The following is a 25,423-nucleotide window of genomic DNA, read 5'->3' on the forward strand; positions in this document are numbered from 1 at the left end:
AAAATAACGATTTTCATTTATATAAAAATCAAAAAAGTCCTGCCATGATGACCTTTCTCATTTAAAAGAGACATGTCACACGGCAAGACCTTTTGATCATTTTAATTTACAAACCTTTATAGACCTGATTCAATCAAACCATAATTACCATCTTTACGACGATATACTACATTCGTTTCATTGCTTTCAGAATCCCGAAATACAAAAAAATCATGATTCACAAGATTCATTTGCATGATTGCTTCTTGAACATCCATTGGTTTGACCGCAAAACGTTTGGTCTTTACAACAGAATATTCATCATTGTCATCTTCTGTATTTGAAATAACCGGTGGCACCATTGCTTCTGTCTTAAAACTGCCAGCACGGAATCTTTTTTCTAATTTCGTTTTATGTTTATGGATTTGTCTTTCGAGTTTTTCAATAACAAGGTCAATCGAGGTGTACATATCCATCGTTGATTCTTCGCCACGTAATAACACGCCCTGAACGGGTACAGTTACCTCTACAATATGCCGGCCTTTCGTTACGGTAAGGAGTACAGTGATTTCGCCCACTTTGTCAAAATACTTAGTGACTTTACCCACTCTCTTTTCTACATAGTCTCTTAAAGCTGGAGTAATCTCAATGTTTTTACCTCTAATAGTGAATGTTGCCATATGCATCCATCCCCTTTCCTGTATCCTATATTATATATATTCTCCACCTATAAAAAAACTCCTACCTAAAGATGCGAAAAGTTTCAGAAACTTTACAATTATTTTCCATAATTTTTATAATTATGTCCATATGTTACAATTTTCCTATAATTTTGCAGTCTATAATGTAGAATGAATCCCCGTGCTTATTTTTCGGCACAATAAAAAACCCGGATTAGGTTTATCCTAATCCGGGTCCGCATAAATTAAATTAGACCAAATTACGCAGTTTTTGTTACATTCGATGCCTGTGGGCCTCTAGCGCCTTCAACAATTTCGAATTCAACGCCTTGTCCTTCAGTTAAGGTTTTAAAACCTTCATCCTGAATTGCGGAGAAATGTACGAATACATCGCCACCATCTTCTCTTTCAATAAAACCATAACCTTTTTCTGCGCTAAACCATTTTACTTTACCAACCATTAGAAACTCCTCCTACAAATAAACTGGGCCTATCAGTGGCCACGCTTTATATTATAAAGCTCTTACTTGCATATGTCAACGACTTTCTCCCCTGCTTCGTTAGAGTATACATTATTATTTAAAGCGCTTTCATGATCTATCAATACAGAATCATTACTACGTAATTTAGTGTCAATTTATATCATAAAACTTTCGACAAAAACAATTTTGTTCTCTCTTCATGCGGGTGTTCAAAGATAACGGCCGGTGCAGCCTGTTCAACAATTTTCCCATCATCAACAAATAAAACCCGGTCACCAACTTCACGGGCGAATCCCATTTCATGGGTTACAACAACCATCGTCATGCCCTCTTTTGCAAGCTTCTTCATTACCTCCAGCACTTCATTGACCATTTCCGGATCAAGAGCTGACGTTGGTTCATCAAAGAGCATGATTTTCGGTTTCATGGCCAAAGCTCTGGCAATTGCGACACGTTGCTGCTGACCACCCGATAGCTGCGCCGGATAGGCCTGCGCTTTGTCGGAAAGTCCTACTTTTTCCAATAGAGCAAGCGCATCCGCTCTGGCAGCATCTTTTGATAATTTACGAACTTTCATAGGTGCTAAAAGAATGTTTTCCAAAACCGTCATATGAGGAAACAAATTAAACCTTTGAAAAACCATTCCCACTTCTTCACGAACTTTATTAATATTGGACTCATTATTGAGCGGAATTTTATCCACCACAATTTCACCTGCAGTTGGTTCTTCAAGATAATTAATGCAGCGCAGCAGCGTACTTTTCCCTGATCCGCTTGGTCCTATAATAACAACAACTTCTTTTTCAGCAATCGATACATCAATCCCCTTGAGGACTTTAATCTCGCCAAATGCCTTATAAAGATTTTTAATGTCTATCATCTGTTTTATACCTCCGTTCCAAATAAGCCACAAAACGAGAAATCGTAAGTGTCATTATCAGATACAAAACGGCTACACTGAACCAGATTTCAAGCGATCCATACGTCCTCGCAATAATGAGCTGACCACGTCTTGTCAGCTCTTCAAAACCAATCACTGAAACCAAAGATGAATCTTTGAGCAATGCAATAAACTCGTTCCCCAGTGGTGGTATAACGCGTTTAAACGCCTGTGGTACGATAACATAACGCATGGTCTGTGACCAGCTCATGCCAAGTGAGCGGCCCGCTTCCATCTGCCCTTCATCAATCGATTGGATGCCCGCCCGAAAAATCTCCGCAACATAGGCACCGCTATTTACGCTGCAAGCTGTAATCGCCGCCACAAACGGATCAATTCTCAACCCGGTAATAACCGGTAAAGCAAAATACATTAAAAATATTTGTACTAAAAGCGGTGTTCCTCGAATAAAATCAACATAAACCGCCGCTAAGGCACGCAATGCCCAAAAATGTGAAATTCTTGCGATTCCCGCAAACAAACCAATGCAAATCCCCAGACTCACGCTGATAGCTGTGATCTGTATCGTGACGAACGCACCTTCCAACAACAGTGGAAGCGAACTTACGACCAGTGCAAAATCAAAATCCATCCTCTTCATCCTAACTATTAATTTTTATTGACAAAATCATGTATAAATATGCTGATTTAATTATATTTCACTCCTAAGAGACTGTCAACCGCCGAGCAGTCCAATGAAATATAAAAGCGGATGCCGCAGCACCCGCTTTTATATTTCATTGGACTATTGTTTTTTACCGAACCATGTTTCATAAATCTTATCATATTCACCATTGGCTTTTAATTTATCCAAGGCTTCATCAATCTGTTTTGCCAGTTCAGGATTTTTCTTGCTCATAGCAATCCCATAATCTTCCGCCGTCAAAACTTCAGACAAACGTTTCACATTTTTTTCGCCGCTTTTTGCCAGATAATAATCATTTACCGGACGATCATTGACTACAGCATCCACACCGCCAGCTTTTAGTTCCATAAAAGTATCAGCCGAACTATTAAATTCTTTTACGACTGCATTCGGGATTGTCTTTGCTTCGGTAGCACCCGTTGTACCAATTTGAACAGCAATCTTTTTACCATCCAGATCCTTAAATTCTTTGATTGCATCATTATCACCTTTAACTACAATCGTTAAACCAGATTGATAGTATGGTTTTGAAAAAAGAACTTTATTTTTACGTTCATCATTAATCGTCATACCAGAAATAATAACATCAATATTTCCGGCTTCCATGGAAGGAATCAACCCATCAAAATTAATATTTTGAATATCGACCTTATAGCCCATTTCCTTACCAACAGCCCGAATTAAATCCATATCAAAACCAGTATATTCCTTACTGTCTTCACTTTGGAATTCAAACGGTGCAAAATCGGCATTACAGCCAACGCGCAATACTTTCTCACTGCTTGCCGCATCTTTTTTCTGATCACCACAACCTGCAACTACAGCAGTTAAAATAAAAAGACTCATCATACATAATAGCAAAAACTTTTTTGACATAAAATTTCCTCCTTTAAATAAAAAAAGCCCGGATTTCTCCGAGCTCCATTGCCAGATACTAATTAAAATAAATATATTGCGTTTTTAATTTAGCTTCTTTTAGCATTAAAACAATCGCGGCAATAAATTGGACGATCATTTTTAGGTTCGAAAGGTACTTGCGTTTCTTTACCGCATTCAGCACAAATTACTGTATACATGCGGCGTGCTTCTCTTGCTTCTCCACCATCACGGCTATGACGTCTTGCATCACGACAATCGCGGCAGCGAACTGGTTCGTTTTCGAAACCTTTTTCTGCATAGAATTCTTGTTCTCCTACGCTAAAAACAAAATCCTTACCACAGTCTTTACATACCAAAGTCTTGTCTTCGAAAGCCATTAAAAAATCCCCTCACCTTTTGAGTTTTAAGAGCCACTCAGGTTTCCCCATCACTCATGCCAAGATGCAAACACGGACCCAAGCATTATGTTCTCTAAGATTAAGTATAAGTTTCTCACAAGAAAAAATCAAGAGAAATATTTCAAAAAATCTGGATATTTCTTAAAATTCAATTTTTTCATTAATATTCATAAATACTTATTTTCCCGCGTTGATATTTAAAGATACTTCATGGTTTAAGTAGAATATTTTTAGTATAAGATACATTTTTATACACAAATAATATAAAATCCATTCTTTCATCTGCAAGTGCAAACTTTATGCCTTAACGTCAAGTACAGATCCAACCGATGGATCAACTGCCATGTTCCCCGTGTCGGATGTCGACGGCAACAGTGCGCCTACATCATTACTCATATCGTTCATAGACATTTTCAAAAGAGATACACCAAGTTTTTGATCTGTCTTATATTGGCTGAGCCCTACCGATAAAGAAGCTATACTCATATCCATATCCATTACATAAACCCCTCTCTTCTATTATAATAATTTAATAATTTCATTATACGCCCGTTCTACGCGTGACACAAATCGCGGTGAATCCATCAGCGGCGATTTTAAAATACGCTCTGGCAAATTTTTATGTAAATACTTTAATTTATAGGAGTTTCCCGCCAAAAGCAATGCTTTTTTGATATACTCCTGCTCACTTTGAGCAATACATTCTTCCAATGAAATATTTTTTAAAATACTATACCCCAAACGACCTTTATGCTGGCTTCCCGCCAGCGTCAAGACCGGTATGCCACGATAAATAGCTTCACAAGTCGTCTCCCCACCGGTATAAGGAAATGTATCTAGAATTATATCAATATATGGATATAGTTCTTTATCCGTATATTGGACGGACAGTAGTTCCACCCGCTCCACCGGAAATCCCAAACGATCCAATCGATAACGGACCTCCTGGCAAGAAGCGCCGCTGCCGAACACCCTGCTTTTCAGTAGCAGCCGGGCAGTAGGAAGCTGCTTCAATATTTCCGCCCAAATCTGTAAAAAACCATCCGTAACTCTGGTAAAATGATGCAAACTGCCAAAGGTAATATAACCATTTTCCTCAAACGGCAGCTCATTTGGGGTGATTGACTGCGGTACTGTATAACAAAAATGTGTTTGAGATAAACGATAAAGCTTCTCGGTAAAATAATCTTCTTTGCGCCCCATAGGGTCACAATATTTATCCGTAAAAATATAATCTACCGTTGTGAGTTTCGTCGTATTATAAGACCCTACAAAACAAATTTGTACCGACGCCGGTTTAAAACCAAGAATTGCCCAAAAACGGTTATGATGATATCCAGATAAATCCACCAAAATATCTAACCTGTCATGATGAATCAGCTGCACCGCTTTTTCAATGCTAAAATTAGATACATCCCGCCAGCGGCTTACCCCATCCTGAAACTCCTGATAAGAAGCTACCAGTCCATCAACATAACAATACACCTGAAAATCAAGTCTCGTATAATCGATCAAAAGCTGTCTGCGGAAAAAAATAACGTCCGCATCCTGCCAGGACGGTACCAGATAGCCTATTTTTATTTTACGTTTTGCCAAAACCTCTTTACGCATCTGCATCAACATCCAACTTTATAAAATTTAACTTAATTATACAAGATTCTGTAAATTTAATCGAGAAAAATCGTATTTAGACTTACATCCGTTTTTTTATTTGTTATAATAGAAATTAAGAGAATTCTCTAATATAAGGAGTGATCAAGCATGTCAATTACAAGTATTTCCTCAACGACTGCCAGTACCAGCCAAGATAGGCTGAACAACATCAACCAGTTGAAACTAGAAAAAAAAACTATAGAGGCACAAATCGCTAAGTTACAAGCGACAAAATCAAAAGACAATGAAACGACCATTAAGACACTACAAAAACAGGCCGATCAAATCGAAAAGCAAATTGAACAGCTCCAAAATGCATCATCTAGTACAGGGCAAACCAATAATACGAATAAAGCAGCGTCCACCCCGTCGCTCAATGAAAAATCCGGACCTGCTTATCAAACTAGTTTAAGTGATGCAGGGTTAAATGCCTTAAACACAGCCCAAGACCAGAAAAATACTGCTGATCAAACAACTGCAAATGCCACGCTCAGTAACTTAGTGAATGGTGTACAATAAACGAAAAAGAACTGCTTCTGATTTTATCACCAGCCCATGGCTGCATAAGATAAAACCAGAGGCAGTTTTTTTATGTTTGATTTTTATTTGCGGCTTGATAAGACTGCCACATGGATTGATACATACACTCAATATCTTTCATGTACTGCTTCTCATCCATTAAAGGTGACTCCAGCATATCCGCCCGCAAAGTTTTATGCAACGTGTCCAAAAGTGCAGGCTGTTTGGAAAATTCTATGGCTTTGGCGATATATTCCGCTTCCGATCCTGCAATCCACGCATCTAACCCAAGATTTTTCAAGATGCTATACCCAAATCGAGCACCATGTCTTTGCCCTTTTAAAGTCAAAACCGGTATTCCCATATAAAGTGCATCAAATGTCGTGCCCCCACCCGGATAGGGAAATGTATCCAGTGCAATATCGACCGAAAGATATTCATTCAAATAATCCAGTGAATCCCCCTGCAGCTCAACCCGTTCCAAATCAAAACCAGCATTCTGCAAACGACCTTTCGCCAAATCACAAGCCGATGCACCATTAAAAATTTCTGTTTTCAATAAAAGCCGGCTGTCAGGAATACTTGCCATAATGGCTTGCCAAATCTGCAAAACTTCCTTTGTTATTTTCGCAAAATTATTAAAACAGCCAAAGGTAATAAATTTATTATGAATACAAGCCGCACCTTGCGGTGCTTTAGCATCACTGCGACCCGTATATGAAAACTGGCTGTGCGGCAAACGATATAATTTTTCTACAAATTCATGATCGCCAGCACCCGGTGGATCAACATACCGGTCTGTCAGGAAATAATCAACCGTTTCCAGCCCTGTCGTATTGACATATCCCAAACCGGATACCTGAACAGGTGCTGGTTTATAAGCCAAAATTGGCAGCCCGCCATTACAGGAATGCCCGCCAAGTTCCACTAAAATATCAATTTCATCCTCATAAATCAGCTGCGCCGCCGCAGCATAATCGGAATAATGAACCGTTCGCCAGCCATCAACTTTACTTTGCAACAGCTCTGTAAAGCCGTCCGCATCGCCCAATGAATAGCAAAGCACTTCGTATGCCGTATGATCATAAGCAGTTAATAAATTATACATAAAATAAAACATCACATGACTGCGAAAATCAGGTGAAAGATACCCGATTCGCAATTTTTTTTTACTTTTTGGCTTTGCATGTTTAAATGGTTTGATATTCGCAAAAAAGTCCTGATACTTTTTATGTTGAGCAAAAAGTTCGACATTACTGATTCCATTTTCATAATGAAGACATAATAAATAACCGCTGTAAGCCCGCACCTGCTCACCAAAGTCTTTATCACTGTGCACTGCCTTCAAATAAGAATCCGCAGCCCGCCCCGGGCTTCCCAGTCGAAGCTGAAGGCTTCCCAGCCCCCGCAAAAGATTCGGCAGAAAGACCTTATCACGTTTACGCCTGTCAAACGGTAAAACTCCAAGCGCCAGCTCGACCATTTCCATCGCCTGCACATAGTCTTTCAGCTCTTCGTAAATATAGCTAAGCAAACTATAAGCTTCGGCATCATAATTCGTATGATACTGCACCGATTTTTTCAAGGCAGGAATAGCCGCTTCATTATTTTTTAATTGATAACAGGAAACTCCTAAAAAATACAGTAAATCTCCATTATCCGGCTCTGCCACCAGTCTCAGTTGAAGCTGCTGAATCATTTTCTCAAGCACTGCATCCGTATTTGTTTGACAACTCTCTATTTTCATTGGTCACTCCATCATGAAAAATTTATTTAAACATGATCTTTGATTAATTTCAGCAAAGCAAAATCAGTGGTGGGTAATTTTGCCGCATACTGTAATGCTCCAATCGTATCATGCGCAGCAACCGCCAGCAAAACCATATTCCGTAAGCTTTCTCCATTGTATTCATCCAGTTCCAATGCTGCCAGTAATAAAATTTCCGCATCACCCAATTGGTCCTCATAATAGGCCTGACCAGCCGCTTTATTATACAATGTAATCTTTTCCTGCAAGGAAACTTTTTGATTCGCAATTTCCATTTTTAAAGTTTGCACCGATTGCACTATGTCGTTAATTTCCGCAGCCTCTTGATCCACCTTAACTACAAGGTTTTTCTTCCGATCAACACGCTCTTCAGACTGATTCAGACCAGGCAAGACTTCCGCTTTTTTAAGATTTTCAACAGGATTCATAAATTCTATAATATGAGGATATTCTATAAACAGTTCACGTGTTGGACTTTCTAGAGATTCAAGGATTTCTTGAATTGCTCCCGCTTGCTGATCCGTTAAGTGCTGTGTCGTATTTAAAATGAATTCCAAGACTGCTAAACCATCCTTGGGGCGATCCTTGAGAAAACAAATTCGGCTGAGTAAAATACGAGCACCTATATGTGCACCTTCAAATTCCATGGTTTTATTAGCCCAAACTGTTGCCCTATCATAATCACCATCTAAGAAATAAAGTTCCGCCGCGTCAAAAAGAACCTCCACGTCATAACACTTTAAATTGAATAATTCAATAACTATATCTAATGCTTCTTTTACATTGCCTGTTTCTTTATATTCTGTGATTTTGGCTTTTAATTCAACCAACTTGTTTTTCTTTTGATTCTTGGCTAATTTCTTACTTGCTTTTCCCATTATACGCCCACCGTTCCTTATCAATTAAGACATAATTTACTATCAATAAAACGACTTAAGAATGATCAATTTATTTAAAATTAATTGCTTTAATAAGCCAAGATGTTCTTAAATTTTTCGTAAATCAGCAAGAATATCTCCATATGATCTATTTTTACCAAATAAAACTGTTGTTCCTAAAACAAACCCTTTCATTCCTTTTGGGGCGAATGTTTCAATCTTATCCATTCCGCAGGCACCATCCCAGTAAACATCAATATTGTACTCATCCTTCATCGCCAATAACTTGTCTACCTTTTGTCCAACATATGGCAAATAAATTTGTCCAGCATGTCCAGGATTGACACTCATGATTAACACTTTATCAACAATATATAAAAGTTCTAAAATACTTTCGATTGAAGTACCTGGATTAATCGCAATTCCTGGTTTAATTCCCGCTTCAATGATTTTTTGTAATGTTGTTGATGGATGATAATCTGCTTCCGGATGAATATAAATTGTATCAACACCACGATTTATAAACAAATCCAAATAGCTGCCTGGCTTTTTAATCATAAGATGAACTTCTACTTCTTTTTTCGTAGCTTTCCTTATAAATTCCAAGTCTTGCAGGCCCATAGCAAAATTAGGAACAAACTGTCCATCCATAATATCAATATGAAAGCTATCTATGCCCGCATCTTCTAATATTTTCACCTCATGTTCTAAGTGACCATAATTTGCACACATCATCGATGCACTATATTCGACTCCAGCCATAAACTCAACTCCAACTCTATAATTATTCCTCTATTACAAACATAATTTTACAATAAAGTTCTTTTTTTTCACGCATAATAGAAAAAGCCTCTTTATATTGCTCCAATGTAAATTCATGTGTAATAAGTGGTAAAACGTCTAGTTGTTTGCACTGCATTGCCGCTAAGGCATCCTTCCAATCATTTTCCATTTCAGTAAAACTACTATTCCACGTTCCAACTAAACAGATTTCTTTTCTTAAAATATTCCAATAAGCATTTTGTGACAAAGTAATAGCCTCCACAGGGTTTCCCATGGTAACGACTTTCCCGAAATTCCGCACTGCTAACAAACATTCTTCTAATGTTGCAGATTGTCCCGTTCCCTCAATGCAGGCATCTGCGCCAACACCATTGGTTAACGATAAAACATAATCCCGCACACTTATCTCACTAGAATTAATCGTCTGTAAAAAACCTAAACGTTGCGCAAATTCTACTTTATCCCGATTCCGAGCAACAAGTACAATATTTTTAAGACCTGCTATTTTTGCCCACTGAGCAAGTATCAACCCAATCGGACCAATACCAAAAATCACAATGGTATTTCCAATCCCGACACATGCTTTTCTAAAAGCATGCAGCGCGACTGCCACTGGTTCACACATTGCTGCTTCTTTACATGATACACCTTCCGGTATAAAAACTAAATTTTCTTTTTTGACAGCAATGTATTCACTCATTCCACCATTACAACGTGAACCATAATAATTATATTGTTTACATTGTGCATAACGACCGCATTGGCAGGCACTGCATTCACCACATGGAATTAAAGGGAAAACTGCTACATTACGCCCGATCAAATCTGTATTGTCTGCCTCAACAACTGTCCCGGCAAACTCATGCCCAATAACGGTAGGAAAATGATAGGTTCCTTTATCAAAAACACGCGGTATGTCACTGCCGCAAATTCCGACTGCTTTTACTTGCAAAAGGACTTCTGTATTTTTTCTCTCAGGCATGCCTATTTCATCATAGCGAAGATCATTTACACCATAAAGATTCAATACTCTCATTTTAACCACGCATCCCTTTTTATCTCGAGTAAAGCTTTAAATAAATCAATATCTTCCGTTGTCGTAAGCTTAATATTTTTTTCATCGCCCCGAGCAAAATGTATGTCCCAGCCAAGTGCGACTTGCAAAGCGGATATAGAGTCTATTTTCAGTCCTTGTTTTTCAGCTGCCGGATAAAGTTCCCGCATCCGCTTTCCCGAAACAGCTTCCGGAGTTTGCCCACGCACTAAAAGACTTCGGTCCATATTCTCTTTGGTAAAGGTAGATTCTGTCTTTAAGTACATCGTATCCATGCAATCTAATACAGACATTGAATTGCCTTGCTCACTGCATACACGAATCGTATCAGAAATAGCCGCACTTGTAACCAAAGGACGCACAGCATCATGGACAATAATAACATCATCATCCCAAATATCAGTAAATGAGCACATCCCTCGATAAGTAGATTCATATCGAGTAAGTCCACCCGAAACAATCCCAGTCAACTTGGTAATGTTAAATTGCAGTGCATACCCTTCTAAAATAGGTTGCCAGCCCTCAACACAAACAACTTGAATTTGATCAATTTCCGAATGTTGTTGAAATGCTAGCAAAGTATAAATAATAACCGGTCGATTATTGATATGGATAAACTGCTTAGGTATATCCTGCCCCATACGACCACCTACTCCACCAGCTAAAATCAATGCCTTATTCATAGTTTCACTCCCGACATAGTTTTTGTTCATATATCTTTTTTTATTCATGTAAAGAAACTATGATAGACATTACCATCAGCTTCCCCAAAATACCACTAAATTCTATTATCCATAACATATTCCCGATTGCAAAATTCATCTCTAGACAAACTATTTTCAAAAACACAATTATCCACTCGAGAATATTTTTTTTGAATCAAACTATATATCACATCTACAAACTGTGGTCGAATATCAAATGAAAAAATATCCCCTATAGTCAAATATTCTTTAAAATAAGAAAGTATGCCTGCCTGTACATCTTTCACGTAAAGCAATTCACCATGACTGCGTTTCTCATTTATATAGATTGGTCGACCATCTTCTGTAAAAGATTTTAATGTTGGCATTAACGACACAATAATACTCTCAATCAGTAAATAATTATGCGATAAGTAGCTTTGCAAATCATATAAAAACCCGTCTTCGACAAAAGCTTTCATATTCAGGGCTTGTTTTTTTCCATAATCCTCAGCAAATTGAATGAAATAAAATCCATTCATTGGATAATCCAACAAATCTAATAAACACATTTGGCAAGTCCCAGAAGAAACAAAATCAAAAAATGCTAATCTTTCATCCGGCTCTAGCTTTAAAGAATCTATATATTGCCAGTAACGCCCCCGAAGTACCGATGAGCGCTGAAAAATTTTATTTTTATGTCTCATGACATACTCATTTAATGTTTCATGTCTTCGTATTGGTAAAATTTCTTCATCAAGTAAAAAAAATCTTTGCCTTAACATATCTGCTGGCGTACCATCAAAAGCAATCCGCAAAGCATAGCAGATATCCTCTTCAGTAAACAAAGTTGCGGATATTGCAGCCATTCGTGAAGTGTAAAAATAATCAGCTTTAGGAATTTTTCGTTTTGGATATTTCTTTCTTAATAGCTGATACATTTCAGAAAAAATATATCCATCCCTTGCCGAAAACAATATACGACTATAATCTTTTGCGGTCTCATATAAAAGCCATGCCATAAAAGCCGTTAGTAATGGTCCAATAAACAAATACCCCATAGTATAACCATCACCAATCTTTGCCTTTCCACCTGATTTTTCTAAAGCAAACGGACTATTAAAAACCTTGGATAAAAAGAATCCTACAAGGATCCTTTCCGACAAAGATTCAGCTTTTTCTAGTATGAATGCATAAGAAGAAATTTCTGCCATATCGATCGCATTGTAAATTCTGAAGCTATCCAATCCATGCATCTGTGCATAAACAATATCTGCATCCGCATTATCACCAATATGTAGATATGATTTTCCCTGCACTCGTTTTTTGAACACCTCATATAAATTCTGTGTCTTTAATGTTTGATATTCTACAGATACAAAAATATCCTCATAACCACTAAAGCCACAATCTATTAAGATTGATTCAATAAGTTTCCGGGATAAATACATATCCGAAATCAAAAACACCCGTTTTCCTTGCGCTACCGCAAATTGCAACATACGTAACATATCCTCACGAGAAAATAACAGCGCTCGCTCTGTTTGTATCTCCCGCTCCATTAATGACTCTGCTTGCTCCCATGTAATCGTCAATTTTTCTGCTAATACACGATATATTTCTTCATGTGTCGGATTCCGCCCTTGACGGTAAAGTTCCTTTTCTGATTCAATTCGAATATTACAAAATCCTTTTATCTCTGTCGTTTTCTCTACCAATGCAAAAACATCTTCTGGATACATCACCCGTCGTATAAGTAGTGTGTCAAAAATATCGAAACTAATAATATCATGCTGCAAAATTTCTGTCTTAAGTTGCTCCTCATTGATCGCAAAATACGGGTGATCCACCAACGTTTGTTTCGCCTCTTGCAATAACTTTACGCCATGAATATCATAAAGTTCAATAGCATTTTTTTTACAAAAATCACCAATTCGTGTGCAAATAATCTTCGAAGAATTCGCTCTTGCCACAATGATAATACAATCCGGCCGCAAAAATTGCACTTGATCTATTGGAAAAATTGGTTTTCCATAAAGTTCTCCGCTATCCTTAAAACCATCCAGCAATCCTAAAAAATTATACTGTGGAAATATCTCTAAAATCGTCTTTGTATTTACACCTATTCCATAAAGAATAATTTTCTTATGTTCCATTTTTCCAAAATTCTCTTTAAAAGTTTGAATTATATATTCACATTCAGTCATATTACCTTATCCTTATATATATTTATAAAACAAATTTGTATGACCTTTTGCACGAAGTTCTTGTAAAATCTCATTTTGATATTTCTTTGTAGCAGCAATAACAATTCCAGTGTTTTCCGTTACTAAAACCTGCGATAAATAATAACAACGTAAATCGATATTTTCTTTCATCTTTTGTCCATCTGAAATAATAAAACCCCGTACGTCAATTCCTCTTTTTTTTAATACATTTAATAACCTATGTCCAAAAGCCCCTGCACCATAGATATAGATATTCTTATATTTTTCACAAAAACTACTTAGACCATCATTTACAAACATACTACACAACCCATAAAAGCTAGAAAAATATTTTTCATGGCTTTCTAAACAAATGACCTTTGACAGCATTCGCTGCATATCCGTTATGTGCATTGCTGTATATTCTTCATTTTCTACTATCCCCGAAAAATATCCTTCATATTGCGCAATAAAAATAAAACATCGTTCAATAGCGTGGCTAATCGTACCATCCAGAGGCAATGGTTCTGTCGGAAAATCTTCATATGCAAAAGAATGTTGAAAAAGCTTTTTCAAAGCCTTCGTTCTACACCAAAAACTAGAAGACAACGCAAAAGGTCCTTTATCTTTATGTAACTTCACACGAACACCTAACATATCAAGTAAACCTTTCGTTATCTTATAATTCGTCGTCCATTCATTTCCCATCACATGAAAATGATCTGCATGATAGGGTTCTGGAGGCGATAAAAAACCTAAGCGAGGATTTCGATCAAATGTATCTAGTATATTTCCAATATAAGCTTCACTCTTCAAAAGATTTTCCCATATCATATAACGAAAAGACTTTCCCACAGTAACTGCACCAGAATCACCACTCGTCTTTTTATCATGCAAAAAACACAGATATTCGTATTGCAGCAAATAAGGTTTCGCAGTAACCAGTAAAGCTGCAATATCACGACCTCTATTTCCAGAAGGCAATACCCGTAAATTTTCTCTTCCAATAGATTTGGCCTTGTTCCAAATCATCTCATGATTTTTTTCTAACGACGTAATAATAATATCTATATCTTTTGGTATCTGATCTATGTACAAAAAAACCTCATCCAATAAATCCATATAGTATAAATGAATGAGCACGACTGCTTTTTTGCATATTGGGTTTTTATCTTCTCTAGCATATCGTATTCTAGAAGGTAAAATGTAGTTAATATGTAATAGGTTCCGCAAATCCACAATATTTTCTTTCCGCAAAATGCTTTCCCAAATCAAATCTATATTATAAGGCAAATACTCATCAATATACTTCATAGCATTCGTTATACTTTCACCAGTTCCATAAGAAAAATCCTTATCATTGATCTTTAAACAGCTTTTTTTAAGAATAGGATATTTTAAATCATGTATCAATTCGTAACTCAAATACCGCTCATAATCTAAATTATTTTGTAACAATGCTGAACTGTATTGCTTTATATCAACATAAGTTTCAAACTGATATCCTAATTCACAAAAATAATTTAAAAATGATTTCATAGAATAACAACTCGAATTAAAGAATTTGATAAAATCTAAAGTTTTAAAAAGACTAGAGCGTACAGCTAAAAAGCCCCCACATAAATGCTGATCAATATCATTCCAATTTTCATCCACCATTTTATCCTGACAAAGCAATCCCCAAAAATCACAATTTTTTTCTTGCATTTTAAAAAAAATCTCTTGTAAGCCATAAAATGGTCCAAAAAAACTATTATCAAAGAAAAATAATTCGTCATATATATATAAGTGTTTTTGATCAATTTTCTCTAATAAAAACTTATAGCATTCTACCTCTGTCAAATTATTCGCCAACTGATAAATATCTGTTGTGTAATGTTGCAAAGTCTCCTGCAGTAAAGAAAACCGCTTTGTTCTACAACCAATATACAAACAAGATAGATTTTCTTTCACCATATCTAATAAGTATATATCCGAATCATCTACCGTTCCTGTTTCATCAGATAACACAAAAACACCTATACGATTGGTTTGTTTCATCGGTGGTATCATATCACTCAAACCTTTTTTCTTAACACAACAAAAAATTCAAGCTCATTTTTTGCTGTATCAGATATTTGTTCTATATCAAAATGAATAAATTTCATCTCTATCAGATATTTTAAAATATGATACATACTTTGCGGTGTATAGTACCATGCGTGCGAATCTATATATTGACTATTGGATACTTTATATCTTTCAATTTGATCTTCAATCTGCTGTTTTGTTATTTTAGGATAATTCCCGTGTTCTCCTTGCCAATGTAAAACAGAATTACTATGTGTCCTATATAAATTACACAACAATGTATGTAATGTATGTACTTTATTCTTTTCATAATATGCCAGCACTATATCCATAATAGTAGAATTTTTATTATAATAATCGAAACAATATCTTCTATCCGGTATTGCCATAATATACTTACCATTATTTCTTAAAAGATTTTCTACTTTCTTCAAGTGCAAAATAAAATCAGGCTGATGCTCAACAACATGTGAACTAAAGACATGTGAAAACTTGTCACTAATTATATCTAAATCACCATTTGGGGATATATAATCTATTGTAGCAGGTACCCCAGCAGCTTCAAATCCCCAAGAAACAGCTTTTTTTCTCAATTCAATTGCTGATAATACATCAAAATACTTTGTAGTTCCACCTACAAAGACTGGATTATTTAATGGTCCGATTTCTAATATCGACAAAGCTTTATTATCTAATAAAGATATCAAATATTCTGTAAAAGTATATATTTTAGAATATCCTTTTAACTTTTCTACTTCTCGAATTCCTGCTGCTTGTGACCCATTCGCCACAATTAAAATTACATCTTTATTCTCTTTAAAAAATTCAGTCGGGGCTTTAATATCAACTCCATCCTGCCGGTGTCCCTGCTTGTTAATATCTTTATCTAAAAAACAAATCACATGAATATTCAACTTTTTTAATAACCCACTTAAACTTTGTCCAAGTTTTCCTGCTCCCCAAATAGCAACTGGTTCCTGCTGATAAAGTTCCAATTTTTTTTTATCAAGATATACAGAAAACTGATTCCATACTAAATTTATTTTATCTGTTATATTCATTTTCTCTCCTCCACTAAAAAATTATAAAATATCTTCAAAAAGCACAAAATCTTTACAATAAGTAAACCCCTCTTGCAATAATTGTTTTTTGATTTGTATTCCATATTGGCTAGTTACAACCAAAATAAAAAATTTGCTTTTTTCCTGTTTCATCAAATTTAAAGATTTAACGGTTAATCCCCAAAAAAGCTTTCCTTGTTGATCTACATTGTTGTCAATAAAATAACAAGGATATTCCTGTTGCGGTAATATAGTCATCAATTTCATTGCATCTTCACCTGTCCCAAAAACAACTAAATCTCGACCATTGCATTTGTTTTTTAACAAAGAATATAATGAACACACTTCTTTTTCCAGCGCATAATTAAGTAAAATGTATTTTCGCAAACGTAAAAACCAACATTTAACTAGCTCAATATATACATCACGTTCTTTTATGGGCATAGAAATTTCTTTTATTGTCTGCATATATACATCTTCGATAGCATCGTTGCGTATTAATAATTTACTATATGGTTCACGTCGCTGACTATGACTATCGCTTCTAATTACCCGTACATATAAATAATCTTCTAAAAAACCACATTTATAATGATAAGCTATGGGTAACAACATTTGTACATCTTGCAACGTAAAATCAGAATTCATATAGATTTTCCGCGATGGTAATGATTTAAAAAAAGCATCTCTCCGAAACATATATGTACAAGTAAAGGTTGTCCATTCATTTTTTATAGTTTCCATAAATAAATTTTCAACTACTCCATTCTGCCTAGGTGCAACCAATACATAATGGTCCAAATCATCCTCATAGGCATCCCAGCCTTTACTCCCCACAAATCCATATTCAGTATGATTATCTAAAAATTCTGCGCGCTTTTGTATACTATCTGGCAATAAAATATCATCTGCATCAGGATATACAAAATAGTCTCCTGTAAACATTTGTAATCCTTTATTAATAGCAGCAGCCTGCCCTGCATTTTTTTGATAACAATATACAAAATCAATATTTTTTTCTTTTAGGCGCACTTCATATGACTTAACAATTTTTTCAGTTTGATCCGTTGACCCATCATTAATAAAGACAAGTTCCAAATGAGAATAGGTTTGCTCCAAAATCATTTTCATATATCTATCAATAAATTTTTCGCCATTATAGCAAGGTGTCACAATACTAACTTTTTTCACTTTTACCACCTCATCATTAATGTCAATATTCACTTAAGTAAGCGCGGCTGCAAATGCTACTATATAAGTAAGCTAATTCATAGTCTACGCTTACAAAAATTCGAGCTACTTTGATTAAAATTCTTTAAATGATAGAAAGAAAAAATATCATGTCATAGATAAAAATTCGCTATACTGCAACTTTAAATCTATTTAATTTATTATAACCTCCCCAAAATCATTTATCGAAAGAGCTAAAAATATCCACAATCACATCATCTATGGAATAAGTCGGAGTCCATCCAATATCTCTTATATTTTTTGAACTTACAGACAAAGCAACCTCATTCTTCATATAATCTTTTTTCAAATTTGGAATTTGAACTTTTGCTTCTTTATTGTATCGTTGTTCATATATTTCCCCTACTTTTACTGCAAGCTCTCTGATACTATATGCCTTTTCCCCACTTACATTATATAGATGAACTCCGTAAGATTCTTCATACTGCAATAAAATATTTACTGCTGATCCAACATCTTGCATAGCTACAAAATCCCGCATTTGCAATCCATTAGATTGCAAAATAATCTTTCCAGTTTCATAAACGGTTCGGCAAAAATCGTTAAGTACCAAATACCATCTATCTACATTTTTTGGTACACCAATGCCATTCGTTAATCGGATAATATCCACACAGGTTCCTTGCCCCAGTGATAATTGCTCTAAATATTTTTCCGCAAAATAGTGTGTCATCCCATAATCATTCTTAGGATATGGTATATCATCCTCACTAATATGACCCGAACTTTGACCATAAACATGAAAAGTCGAAAAGTAAATAAACTTCTTTACCCCTTGTTTTACTGCATCACGATAAAGTTCCCTTGTTGCAAAACTATTACATAGCAGGGCGTCTTTTGCTCGATCTTTCACTAGTCGCTCGTCAAAATTTGCCAAGTGGATTACTGCATCCATTCCTTTACAAATACCACTTATACTCTTTTCATCCAACAATTCCATATAAAAGCAACGTTTATCTAAATTCTTTTTTCTAGAAGTAACATACACATCCCAAGAATTTTGCTGTAAATAATCCACGATATATTGACCAATATATCCTTTACCGCCTGTAACTAAAACTTTCTTCATGGCACAGCTCCTTATATTCCTAAAAAAGTAATAACAAACCCCATCATAAACCACCATATTTTTTCATGAAATTGCCAAAGCTCTGTAACCTTTTATCCTTATCTGACAAAATCACATTATCAATACCGCCAATTTTTCCCACTGGCCATTCTATCTGCAAATCTTTATCATCCCATAAAATGCCATCATCAAATTCTCCATAAAAATTTTCTGCACATTTATATGACACAACAGACTTTTCTAAAACTAAATATCCATGTGCACAGCCTGCTGGTACTAATATCTCATCATATTTATTGCCCTTAAGGTCAAATCCTATCCACTTCTTGAATGTAGGACTTTCTTTTCGTAAATCTACTACTACATCATATACATGCCCAGAAATACAGCGAACTAACTTAGGCTGTTGCTTCACACGCTGAAAATGAAGTGCCCTAACAACGCCTTTAGATGATGTTGTATAGAATACCTCTTGTAAATCATGCTGTATTCCATTTTGTTTAAATGCTTCCTTAGAATAATCTTTTGTAAAAGAGCCCCTAAGATCCTCTGCATGAAATGACATAATTGCAAAAAGCCCTTGTATTTGAGTCTCTTTAAAGGAAAATTGTTGAACCATGGCGCCGCCCTCACTCCCATTTTTTTGCAGATTCATACTCCATAATCTGCTTTATACATACCCGCTCCATATTTTCACCATTTTTATACGCTTTTACCCAATCTACAATTTTTTCTAACCCATCTTCTATATGCCATCTTGACCGCCAATTTAATCTTGCATATGCCTTAGAACAATCCAATTTCAAAAAAGCAGCCTCATGGGGTTGTTTTTCATCTTCTAATTGATAATCTGCCGCACCGCCCCATAATTCACATAATTTTTTTACAATCCATTCTACATTGCGTATATCTACTTCATTCGGCCCAAAGTTCCAGCCCTCCGCATAGTCTATGCCTTCTGTATATAATTTTTCTGCCAAGCTTAAATATCCATTTAAAGGTTCAAGAACATGCTGCCACGGACGAACAGCGTTAGGATTACGTAAAACAATACATCTTTTTTCTAATAAATTATGCAAACAATCTGGTATTAAGCGGTCTTTTGCCCAGTCACCACCACCAATCACATTTCCAGCTCTTGCAGTTGCAATAGCAATACCACTTTTTTTATAATCACTAGAAGAAAAAAAAGAATTTCGGTACGCTGCTGTCACTAATTCTGAACAAGCTTTGCTATTAGAATAAGGATCATAGCCGCCCATAGAATCATCTTCACGATATCCCCACAACCACTCTTTATTTTCATAACATTTATCCGTTGTTACATTTAGAACAGCTCTTACCCCATCTGTATGGCGTACAGCCTCTAATAAATTTACGGTGCCCATCACATTAGTCGCATATGTTTCTACAGGTGTTTTATAAGACACTCTAACCAACGACTGTGCTGCCATATGAATAACTATTTCCGGCTTTGTTAGTAAGAGTGCTCGTTGCAAAGATGGTAAATCGCGAATATCCCCTTCAATAGAATGTAGCGATGTCCTAATGTGAGAAATTTCAAACAAGCTAGGTACCGTTGGTGGTTTTAAAGAATAGCCTGTAATTTCCGCGCCTAAATATTTCAATAACAGACAAAGCCAGGCCCCTTTAAACCCTGTGTGTCCTGTTACAAATACTTTTTTTCCTTGCCAAAATGTTTTATTCAATCTTTATCACCATACCTTCCACGGGGCTTTGCCTTGATTCCATAATTTTTCTAACTTCTTTTTATCACGCAAAGTGTCCATGCAATGCCAAAAGCCATTGTGTCTAAACGCAGCAAATTTACTATCTGCCGCCAAGCTCTCAAATGGCTCACACTCAAGAATAGTATCATCTCCGTCAATGTAATTAAAAATCTGAGGTTCCAAAACCATGTATCCGCCATTAATATAACCCACATCATCTTTATTCTTTTCTCGAAAAGATTTAATGCGATCTCCATCCAAATCTAATATTCCAAAACGGCCATCTGGCTTTACTGCGGTTAAAGTACAAATTTTCTTCTGGGCCTTATGAAATTTAACCAACTCATCAATGGGCACATCACATACGCCATCACCATAAGTCATCATAAAAGCTTCATCATTTATGTACGATTGAATACGTTTAAGTCTTCCCCCTGTCATCGTATTAAGTCCAGTATCAATAATAGTTACTCGCCACGGCTCCGAAAAATTATTATGAATCTCGATACGATTATCCCCACGGAAATCAAAAGTTATATCACTATTATAAATATAGTAATTTGAAAAATATTCTTTTATGATATGTTGTTTATATCCGGCACAAATAATAAAATCCGTATAACCATAATGCGCATATTCTTTCATAATATGCCATAAAATAGGCTTTCCACCTATTTCTAGCATTGGTTTTGGCTTAAACTGAGATTCTTCACTAATTCTTGTTCCAAATCCACCTGCCAATAAAACAACTTTCACGGTAAATCCCCCCATAACGTACTATACTTTATTGCATCATATAACAATTTTCTTTTGCTCTGCTATATCTGTAAAAGCGTCAAAACTTCGATTTGTTAACATATATACTGTGACAAAATTGTTTACAACTATATTAGAATGAAAAACTGCCGTTGCCTCTCCGAAAATAAGCATTCTAAAACCAGTTTTAATCTTAACATCTGTCCCAAACTTAATTTTGTTATTATCTCCATAAACTTCGAGAATGCCATTTTCAATCTCAAAACCCTTTTCAAATTCTATCAAATTATTAGCACCATAAAAATGAATCTCCAAATTGCCCTGTCCAACTATTTGATTACCTAATAAATCTGTATATAAATCTGTATTTGCCTCTATTTTTTTATGAACATAAATATAGTCCATAATATTCTCATATTCACATTCCACAAGGAACTTTTCTATACTGCCATAATATTTTAATGGACTAACCAACACATAATATTTTTTCTGGTTGTGTAAAAGAGCATCTATTTTTTCTGATGAATCACTACTATTTATATCAACAAACTTACACGCTTTAACAAAGCCTCCATCAATAAGAGTATTTCGCCAAAAAATCCCTTCCTCGCCTTTACCCCAAATAACTAATTCCCGTTCTCCCCTATTCATTAAAATTTTCATAACAAAATCAAAAATTTTTTCTTTTTTAAATTTATTTACATGTTTATACTCATCATAAGAAAAAATCTTAGTCTCTAAATATTTACCATATACAATAGCATTATCATATAGATAACATTCATGATTTTCATTAATTCCGCAATTTTTCAGCCATTGTTCCCTCATACAATCGTAAAACCATGCTCTATTTTCACCGCGCATTTCACCAAAATAATAAGACAAATGTTTTACTACAAAACTACTAAATACATTTATCAAACGATCATAAAGATCTCGTTTTAACAATTCATGATAAACAGCCAATACTGCATAGTATGGTGATTCTTTAAATTTATCGTATCGCTTAGCAGATACAGCACCTTCTAAATTTACACGATAGTGCACTAGGCAATCTTTAACAATGATTAAATTTTTTGCTAAAATTGAAGCCATGCTGGTAAAAAACATGTCTTCACAGCTTTCACATTTACGAGACTCCAAAAAATATATTCCTAATTGTTGAATAAATTCCTTTCTATAAAGTTTATTCCAAGCCGCCCCACAAAAAATCTGATAGTCGTATACTTTATCAAAAATATCCTCACCTGAAAAAGGTTGATTTATTAAAATAGATTGATCTACATACAACAAATTTTCTTTATCTTTTCCTAAAACATCGTCATACCATGTAAAATTGCATATCACAATATCAGCCTGTGTATTTTCTGCTGTCACATACATCTTTTCTAAAAAATCATTTTCAAAAAAATCATCAGCATCTAAAATCGCCAAATACTTGCCTCTCGCTAATGTTATACCCCAATTTCTTGATGCTCCTGCTCCACAATCTACATGTTTATATACCCTTATTCTGGCATCCTTCTCCTTATATAACTTTAAAATATGATCTGTTCCATCAGTAGAACCATCATTTATACAAATAATTTCTATATCCTCAAAAGTTTGCTGAAGAAGGCTATCTAAACATTGCTTCAAATATTTTTCAGCATTATATATAGGAACAATCACCGATATCTCCATATATTTCCACCTTTCGTTTTTTTATCAAAACTTAGAAACATATTATATTTTTTCCCACCATTTTCAGCAGAAAGTAAATCCTCTCCATAGAAAAAATCTCGATTCTCTTGATATCCATAAAACTCCAATTGCCTTTTTATTGTAGTATATTGTAAACTTACTATAATTATCACTATCGAATTTCTCTGTTCAGTGCATATTTTTTGAGGATCGCATACAGGCATCTCTGCAACAATCTCCCCCCATTTATCAGAATCATTATCTACAAAATAGTCACTCAGCTGTCTGGGTATTTCCTTCAATATTGCTTGTAGCAACACGCCTGATGCACCAAAATATATAACTTTTTTACTACGAACAAACATGCATTTTTGTTTTCGCAATTGCTTTTGCAAAGCGTATAAATCAGAATGCATATTCAACAAACAATTCATACCAAATTCAACGTCTCCCCACGGAGACTCTAATAAATATTGATAATAAAGCTGATCATATTCATCTACCTGCTCGCTTCCGTAAGAACGATTAATATAATGATAAATTGCGGGCTTAATTTTTATTTTTCCCAGTTCTCGTTCATGCTTCACTGATAAATTATATATATTATCCACAAAACGACAAGATGTTTTAAACACATAATTTAAAGCATCTTGATCTGCAGAAAGTATCTCTTCATAATGCTCAACAAAAAAATTTATACTATTATTTAATAAATTAAATTTTTCCCGAATCAGATTACAATTTAAGACTAAAACCCCCGCGTTAAAATATTTATCTGCACTTAAACAAGCATTATCAAACAAGGGGTAGCTCTTAAAACTTTGTATATGTACATCGTGAGCAGCAATTATTGCAGCATCTTGGAAAGGTATATCCCATAATTGCTTGATATCTAAATGAACCACTACATCTGCATCCAAATAAATAATTTTTTCTATAACTGAAGGTACTGTTTTTAAAATATATAACCGAAAAAAAGTTCCAACCGTATAATACCATCTTGCTGTACCATCCAACCGCTGAATAACATCATCTATTGATATACAATAAAATTTTATATCTTGTGAAAATGCTTTTACCATGTCCACTAATTTTTTTTTATCTTCTAAACGGAAAGTATCGTCATGCAACAAATGTATCATAACTTTTTCTTTTGTATTTTTTAATAAAGAATATATTGCTGTCCCTAAATATTTTGCATACGTACCATTTTTATCATGTATCGGAAAACAAACATGTATCATTCTATTGTCTCCTTATAAAATATTACTCATATTTCAATCTAAATAAATAATTTCTCTAAAGGGTTCCATGCTTTATACATTTTTGTGATGCCCATCTCTAAATTAACTGTAGGACTCCACCCTAGCTCTTGCTTTACTAAACCAATATCTAAAACGTTACTGGGTACATCCTGTCTTCGAGCTTCTATTTTTTGAACAGCCACTTTATCTCCAATAACAGAGTCAATAATATTAATAATTTCATTAACAGAATGACCTTGCCCTGAACCTATATTAAAAATTTTTTCACACCCATTATAATATATTACACGTTCAGCAACTTCTACTACATCTTGTACATAAATATAATCCCTGATAACACTGCCATCACCCCAAATTTTTATAGGATGCTGAATAAAGTAATGTCCTAATATATTTGCTATTAATCCTTGGGCAGAAAAAGGACGTTGCCGCTCTCCGTATGGATTAGATATACGTAAAATCATATAATCCATACCAAACATTCGATAATAATACTCTAAGTACTTCTCTAAAACTAATTTTTGAATTCCATATGCAGAAATTGGATCGGTTGGATGAGTTTCCTTTATGGGAATTGAATGAGGAATTCCGTACACCGTTCCTCCGGAAGAAAAAAATATAATTTTTTTCACATTGTTTCTTTTACATGCTGCGATTAAACGCACCATAGGCTTTATGGTAAGTTCAATATCTTCTAATGGATCATTTTTGCTCGGTACAGTTGTACTGATAAGTTGATACACAATATCATACCCTTTTACAATATGATCAAAATTCAATTCTTCTGCAAATACCCCCTCACATTTATATAGATCATCAAAAAAAGGCTTGATATTTCTCATATTAGTTGAATTTTCCCGGAAATATATTCCAACCTCATATTGTTTTTTCAATAATTCTTCACATAAATGCGACCCCAAAAAACCTGTAGCTCCAAATATCAATACCTTCATGCTTCACGTCCCATTTCATATCAAAATCCAAATAAA

General features: G+C 35.1%; 25 protein-coding genes. 1 reads left to right on the forward strand and 24 read right to left on the reverse strand.

Annotated features, from left to right (window positions below):
- Positions 1-116 precede the first annotated feature (116 nt).
- The 8 genes from hpf to BMY14_RS17150 form a co-directional block, all read right to left on the reverse strand.
- Positions 117-659: a ribosome hibernation-promoting factor, HPF/YfiA family gene (gene hpf, locus BMY14_RS17115; RefSeq protein WP_019552535.1), complete on the reverse strand. Its 543-nt coding sequence runs from the start codon at positions 657-659 to the stop codon at positions 117-119.
- Between the two features lie 260 nt (positions 660-919).
- Entirely contained in the window at positions 920-1,120 is a 201-nt protein-coding gene (locus BMY14_RS17120) for a cold shock domain-containing protein (protein ID WP_019552536.1), read from the reverse strand.
- Positions 1,121-1,301: 181 nt separating this feature from the next.
- A complete protein-coding gene (locus tag BMY14_RS17125) occupies positions 1,302-2,021 on the reverse strand; it encodes an amino acid ABC transporter ATP-binding protein (protein ID WP_091834512.1) in 720 nt (239 codons plus the stop codon).
- The gene (locus BMY14_RS17130) at positions 2,008-2,673 is read right to left on the reverse strand and encodes an amino acid ABC transporter permease (protein WP_019552538.1); all 666 of its coding nucleotides are present in this window, start codon (positions 2,671-2,673) and stop codon (positions 2,008-2,010) included. Before BMY14_RS17130 ends, BMY14_RS17125 begins: the two co-directional genes overlap by 14 nt.
- A gap of 153 nt (positions 2,674-2,826) precedes the next feature.
- Positions 2,827-3,603 carry a basic amino acid ABC transporter substrate-binding protein gene (locus BMY14_RS17135; RefSeq protein WP_091834515.1) on the reverse strand — a complete coding sequence of 259 codons (777 nt, stop codon included), beginning with the start codon at positions 3,601-3,603 and terminating at the stop codon, positions 2,827-2,829.
- Between the two features lie 89 nt (positions 3,604-3,692).
- Complete coding sequence (locus BMY14_RS17140) at positions 3,693-3,983, reverse strand: zinc-ribbon domain containing protein (protein WP_091834518.1); 291 nt, start codon at positions 3,981-3,983, stop codon at positions 3,693-3,695.
- A 318-nt stretch (positions 3,984-4,301) separates the two neighbouring features.
- Complete coding sequence (locus BMY14_RS17145) at positions 4,302-4,502, reverse strand: YjfB family protein (protein WP_091834521.1); 201 nt, start codon at positions 4,500-4,502, stop codon at positions 4,302-4,304.
- A gap of 21 nt (positions 4,503-4,523) precedes the next feature.
- Complete coding sequence (locus BMY14_RS17150; RefSeq protein ID WP_177177644.1) at positions 4,524-5,615, reverse strand: O-linked N-acetylglucosamine transferase, SPINDLY family protein; 1,092 nt, start codon at positions 5,613-5,615, stop codon at positions 4,524-4,526.
- A gap of 150 nt (positions 5,616-5,765) precedes the next feature.
- Here BMY14_RS17150 and BMY14_RS17155 point away from each other — a divergent pair, with 150 nt between their 5' ends.
- Entirely contained in the window at positions 5,766-6,176 is a 411-nt protein-coding gene (locus tag BMY14_RS17155; RefSeq protein WP_091834525.1) for a hypothetical protein, read from the forward strand.
- A gap of 70 nt (positions 6,177-6,246) precedes the next feature.
- Here BMY14_RS17155 and BMY14_RS17160 read toward each other — a convergent pair whose 3' ends face one another.
- The 16 genes from BMY14_RS17160 to BMY14_RS17235 all read right to left on the reverse strand — a co-directional run bounded on the left by BMY14_RS17160 (position 6,247) and on the right by BMY14_RS17235 (position 25,387).
- Entirely contained in the window at positions 6,247-7,923 is a 1,677-nt protein-coding gene (locus tag BMY14_RS17160; protein ID WP_091834528.1) for an O-linked N-acetylglucosamine transferase, SPINDLY family protein, read from the reverse strand.
- 26 nt (positions 7,924-7,949) lie between these two features.
- Entirely contained in the window at positions 7,950-8,822 is an 873-nt protein-coding gene (locus BMY14_RS17165) for a tetratricopeptide repeat protein (protein WP_091834531.1), read from the reverse strand.
- Between the two features lie 108 nt (positions 8,823-8,930).
- On the reverse strand, positions 8,931-9,584 hold the full coding sequence (locus tag BMY14_RS17170; RefSeq protein ID WP_091834533.1) for a ribulose-phosphate 3-epimerase: 654 nt from the start codon (positions 9,582-9,584) through the stop codon (positions 8,931-8,933).
- A gap of 22 nt (positions 9,585-9,606) precedes the next feature.
- A complete protein-coding gene (locus BMY14_RS17175; protein WP_091834536.1) occupies positions 9,607-10,641 on the reverse strand; it encodes a galactitol-1-phosphate 5-dehydrogenase in 1,035 nt (344 codons plus the stop codon).
- Entirely contained in the window at positions 10,638-11,342 is a 705-nt protein-coding gene (locus BMY14_RS17180; protein ID WP_177177645.1) for an IspD/TarI family cytidylyltransferase, read from the reverse strand. The genes BMY14_RS17175 and BMY14_RS17180 overlap by 4 nt, the downstream gene beginning before the upstream one ends.
- A 95-nt stretch (positions 11,343-11,437) precedes the next feature.
- Positions 11,438-13,549: a hypothetical protein gene (locus BMY14_RS17185; protein ID WP_091834542.1), complete on the reverse strand. Its 2,112-nt coding sequence runs from the start codon at positions 13,547-13,549 to the stop codon at positions 11,438-11,440.
- Between the two features lie 12 nt (positions 13,550-13,561).
- Positions 13,562-15,601 (reverse strand): rhamnan synthesis F family protein, encoded by a 2,040-nt coding sequence (locus BMY14_RS17190; protein ID WP_091834546.1) that lies wholly within the window; start codon positions 15,599-15,601, stop codon positions 13,562-13,564.
- A 5-nt stretch (positions 15,602-15,606) separates the two neighbouring features.
- Complete coding sequence (locus BMY14_RS17195) at positions 15,607-16,680, reverse strand: hypothetical protein (protein ID WP_091834549.1); 1,074 nt, start codon at positions 16,678-16,680, stop codon at positions 15,607-15,609.
- Positions 16,681-16,701: 21 nt separating this feature from the next.
- Positions 16,702-17,880 carry a glycosyltransferase family 2 protein gene (locus tag BMY14_RS17200; protein ID WP_177177647.1) on the reverse strand — a complete coding sequence of 393 codons (1,179 nt, stop codon included), beginning with the start codon at positions 17,878-17,880 and terminating at the stop codon, positions 16,702-16,704.
- 208 nt (positions 17,881-18,088) lie between these two features.
- Entirely contained in the window at positions 18,089-19,000 is a 912-nt protein-coding gene (locus BMY14_RS17205) for an NAD-dependent epimerase/dehydratase family protein (RefSeq protein ID WP_177177648.1), read from the reverse strand.
- Positions 19,001-19,043: 43 nt separating this feature from the next.
- Complete coding sequence (gene rfbC / locus BMY14_RS17210; protein WP_218144928.1) at positions 19,044-19,655, reverse strand: dTDP-4-dehydrorhamnose 3,5-epimerase; 612 nt, start codon at positions 19,653-19,655, stop codon at positions 19,044-19,046.
- Positions 19,630-20,709, reverse strand: a complete 1,080-nt coding sequence (rfbG, locus tag BMY14_RS17215) for a CDP-glucose 4,6-dehydratase (RefSeq protein WP_091834558.1) — start codon at positions 20,707-20,709, stop codon at positions 19,630-19,632. The genes rfbC and rfbG overlap by 26 nt, the downstream gene beginning before the upstream one ends.
- Before the next feature lie 6 nt (positions 20,710-20,715).
- Entirely contained in the window at positions 20,716-21,486 is a 771-nt protein-coding gene (rfbF, locus tag BMY14_RS17220; RefSeq protein WP_091834561.1) for a glucose-1-phosphate cytidylyltransferase, read from the reverse strand.
- A 36-nt stretch (positions 21,487-21,522) separates the two neighbouring features.
- Positions 21,523-23,169: a glycosyltransferase family 2 protein gene (locus BMY14_RS17225; RefSeq protein WP_091834564.1), complete on the reverse strand. Its 1,647-nt coding sequence runs from the start codon at positions 23,167-23,169 to the stop codon at positions 21,523-21,525.
- Complete coding sequence (locus tag BMY14_RS17230) at positions 23,154-24,413, reverse strand: glycosyltransferase family 8 protein (RefSeq protein WP_091834567.1); 1,260 nt, start codon at positions 24,411-24,413, stop codon at positions 23,154-23,156. Before BMY14_RS17230 ends, BMY14_RS17225 begins: the two co-directional genes overlap by 16 nt.
- Positions 24,414-24,451: 38 nt before the next feature.
- Entirely contained in the window at positions 24,452-25,387 is a 936-nt protein-coding gene (locus BMY14_RS17235; RefSeq protein WP_091834570.1) for an NAD-dependent epimerase/dehydratase family protein, read from the reverse strand.
- Positions 25,388-25,423 lie beyond the last annotated feature (36 nt).

Origin of the sequence: Propionispira arboris (assembly GCF_900109225.1) — a bacterium.
GTDB lineage: Bacteria > Bacillota > Negativicutes > Selenomonadales > Selenomonadaceae > Propionispira > Propionispira arboris.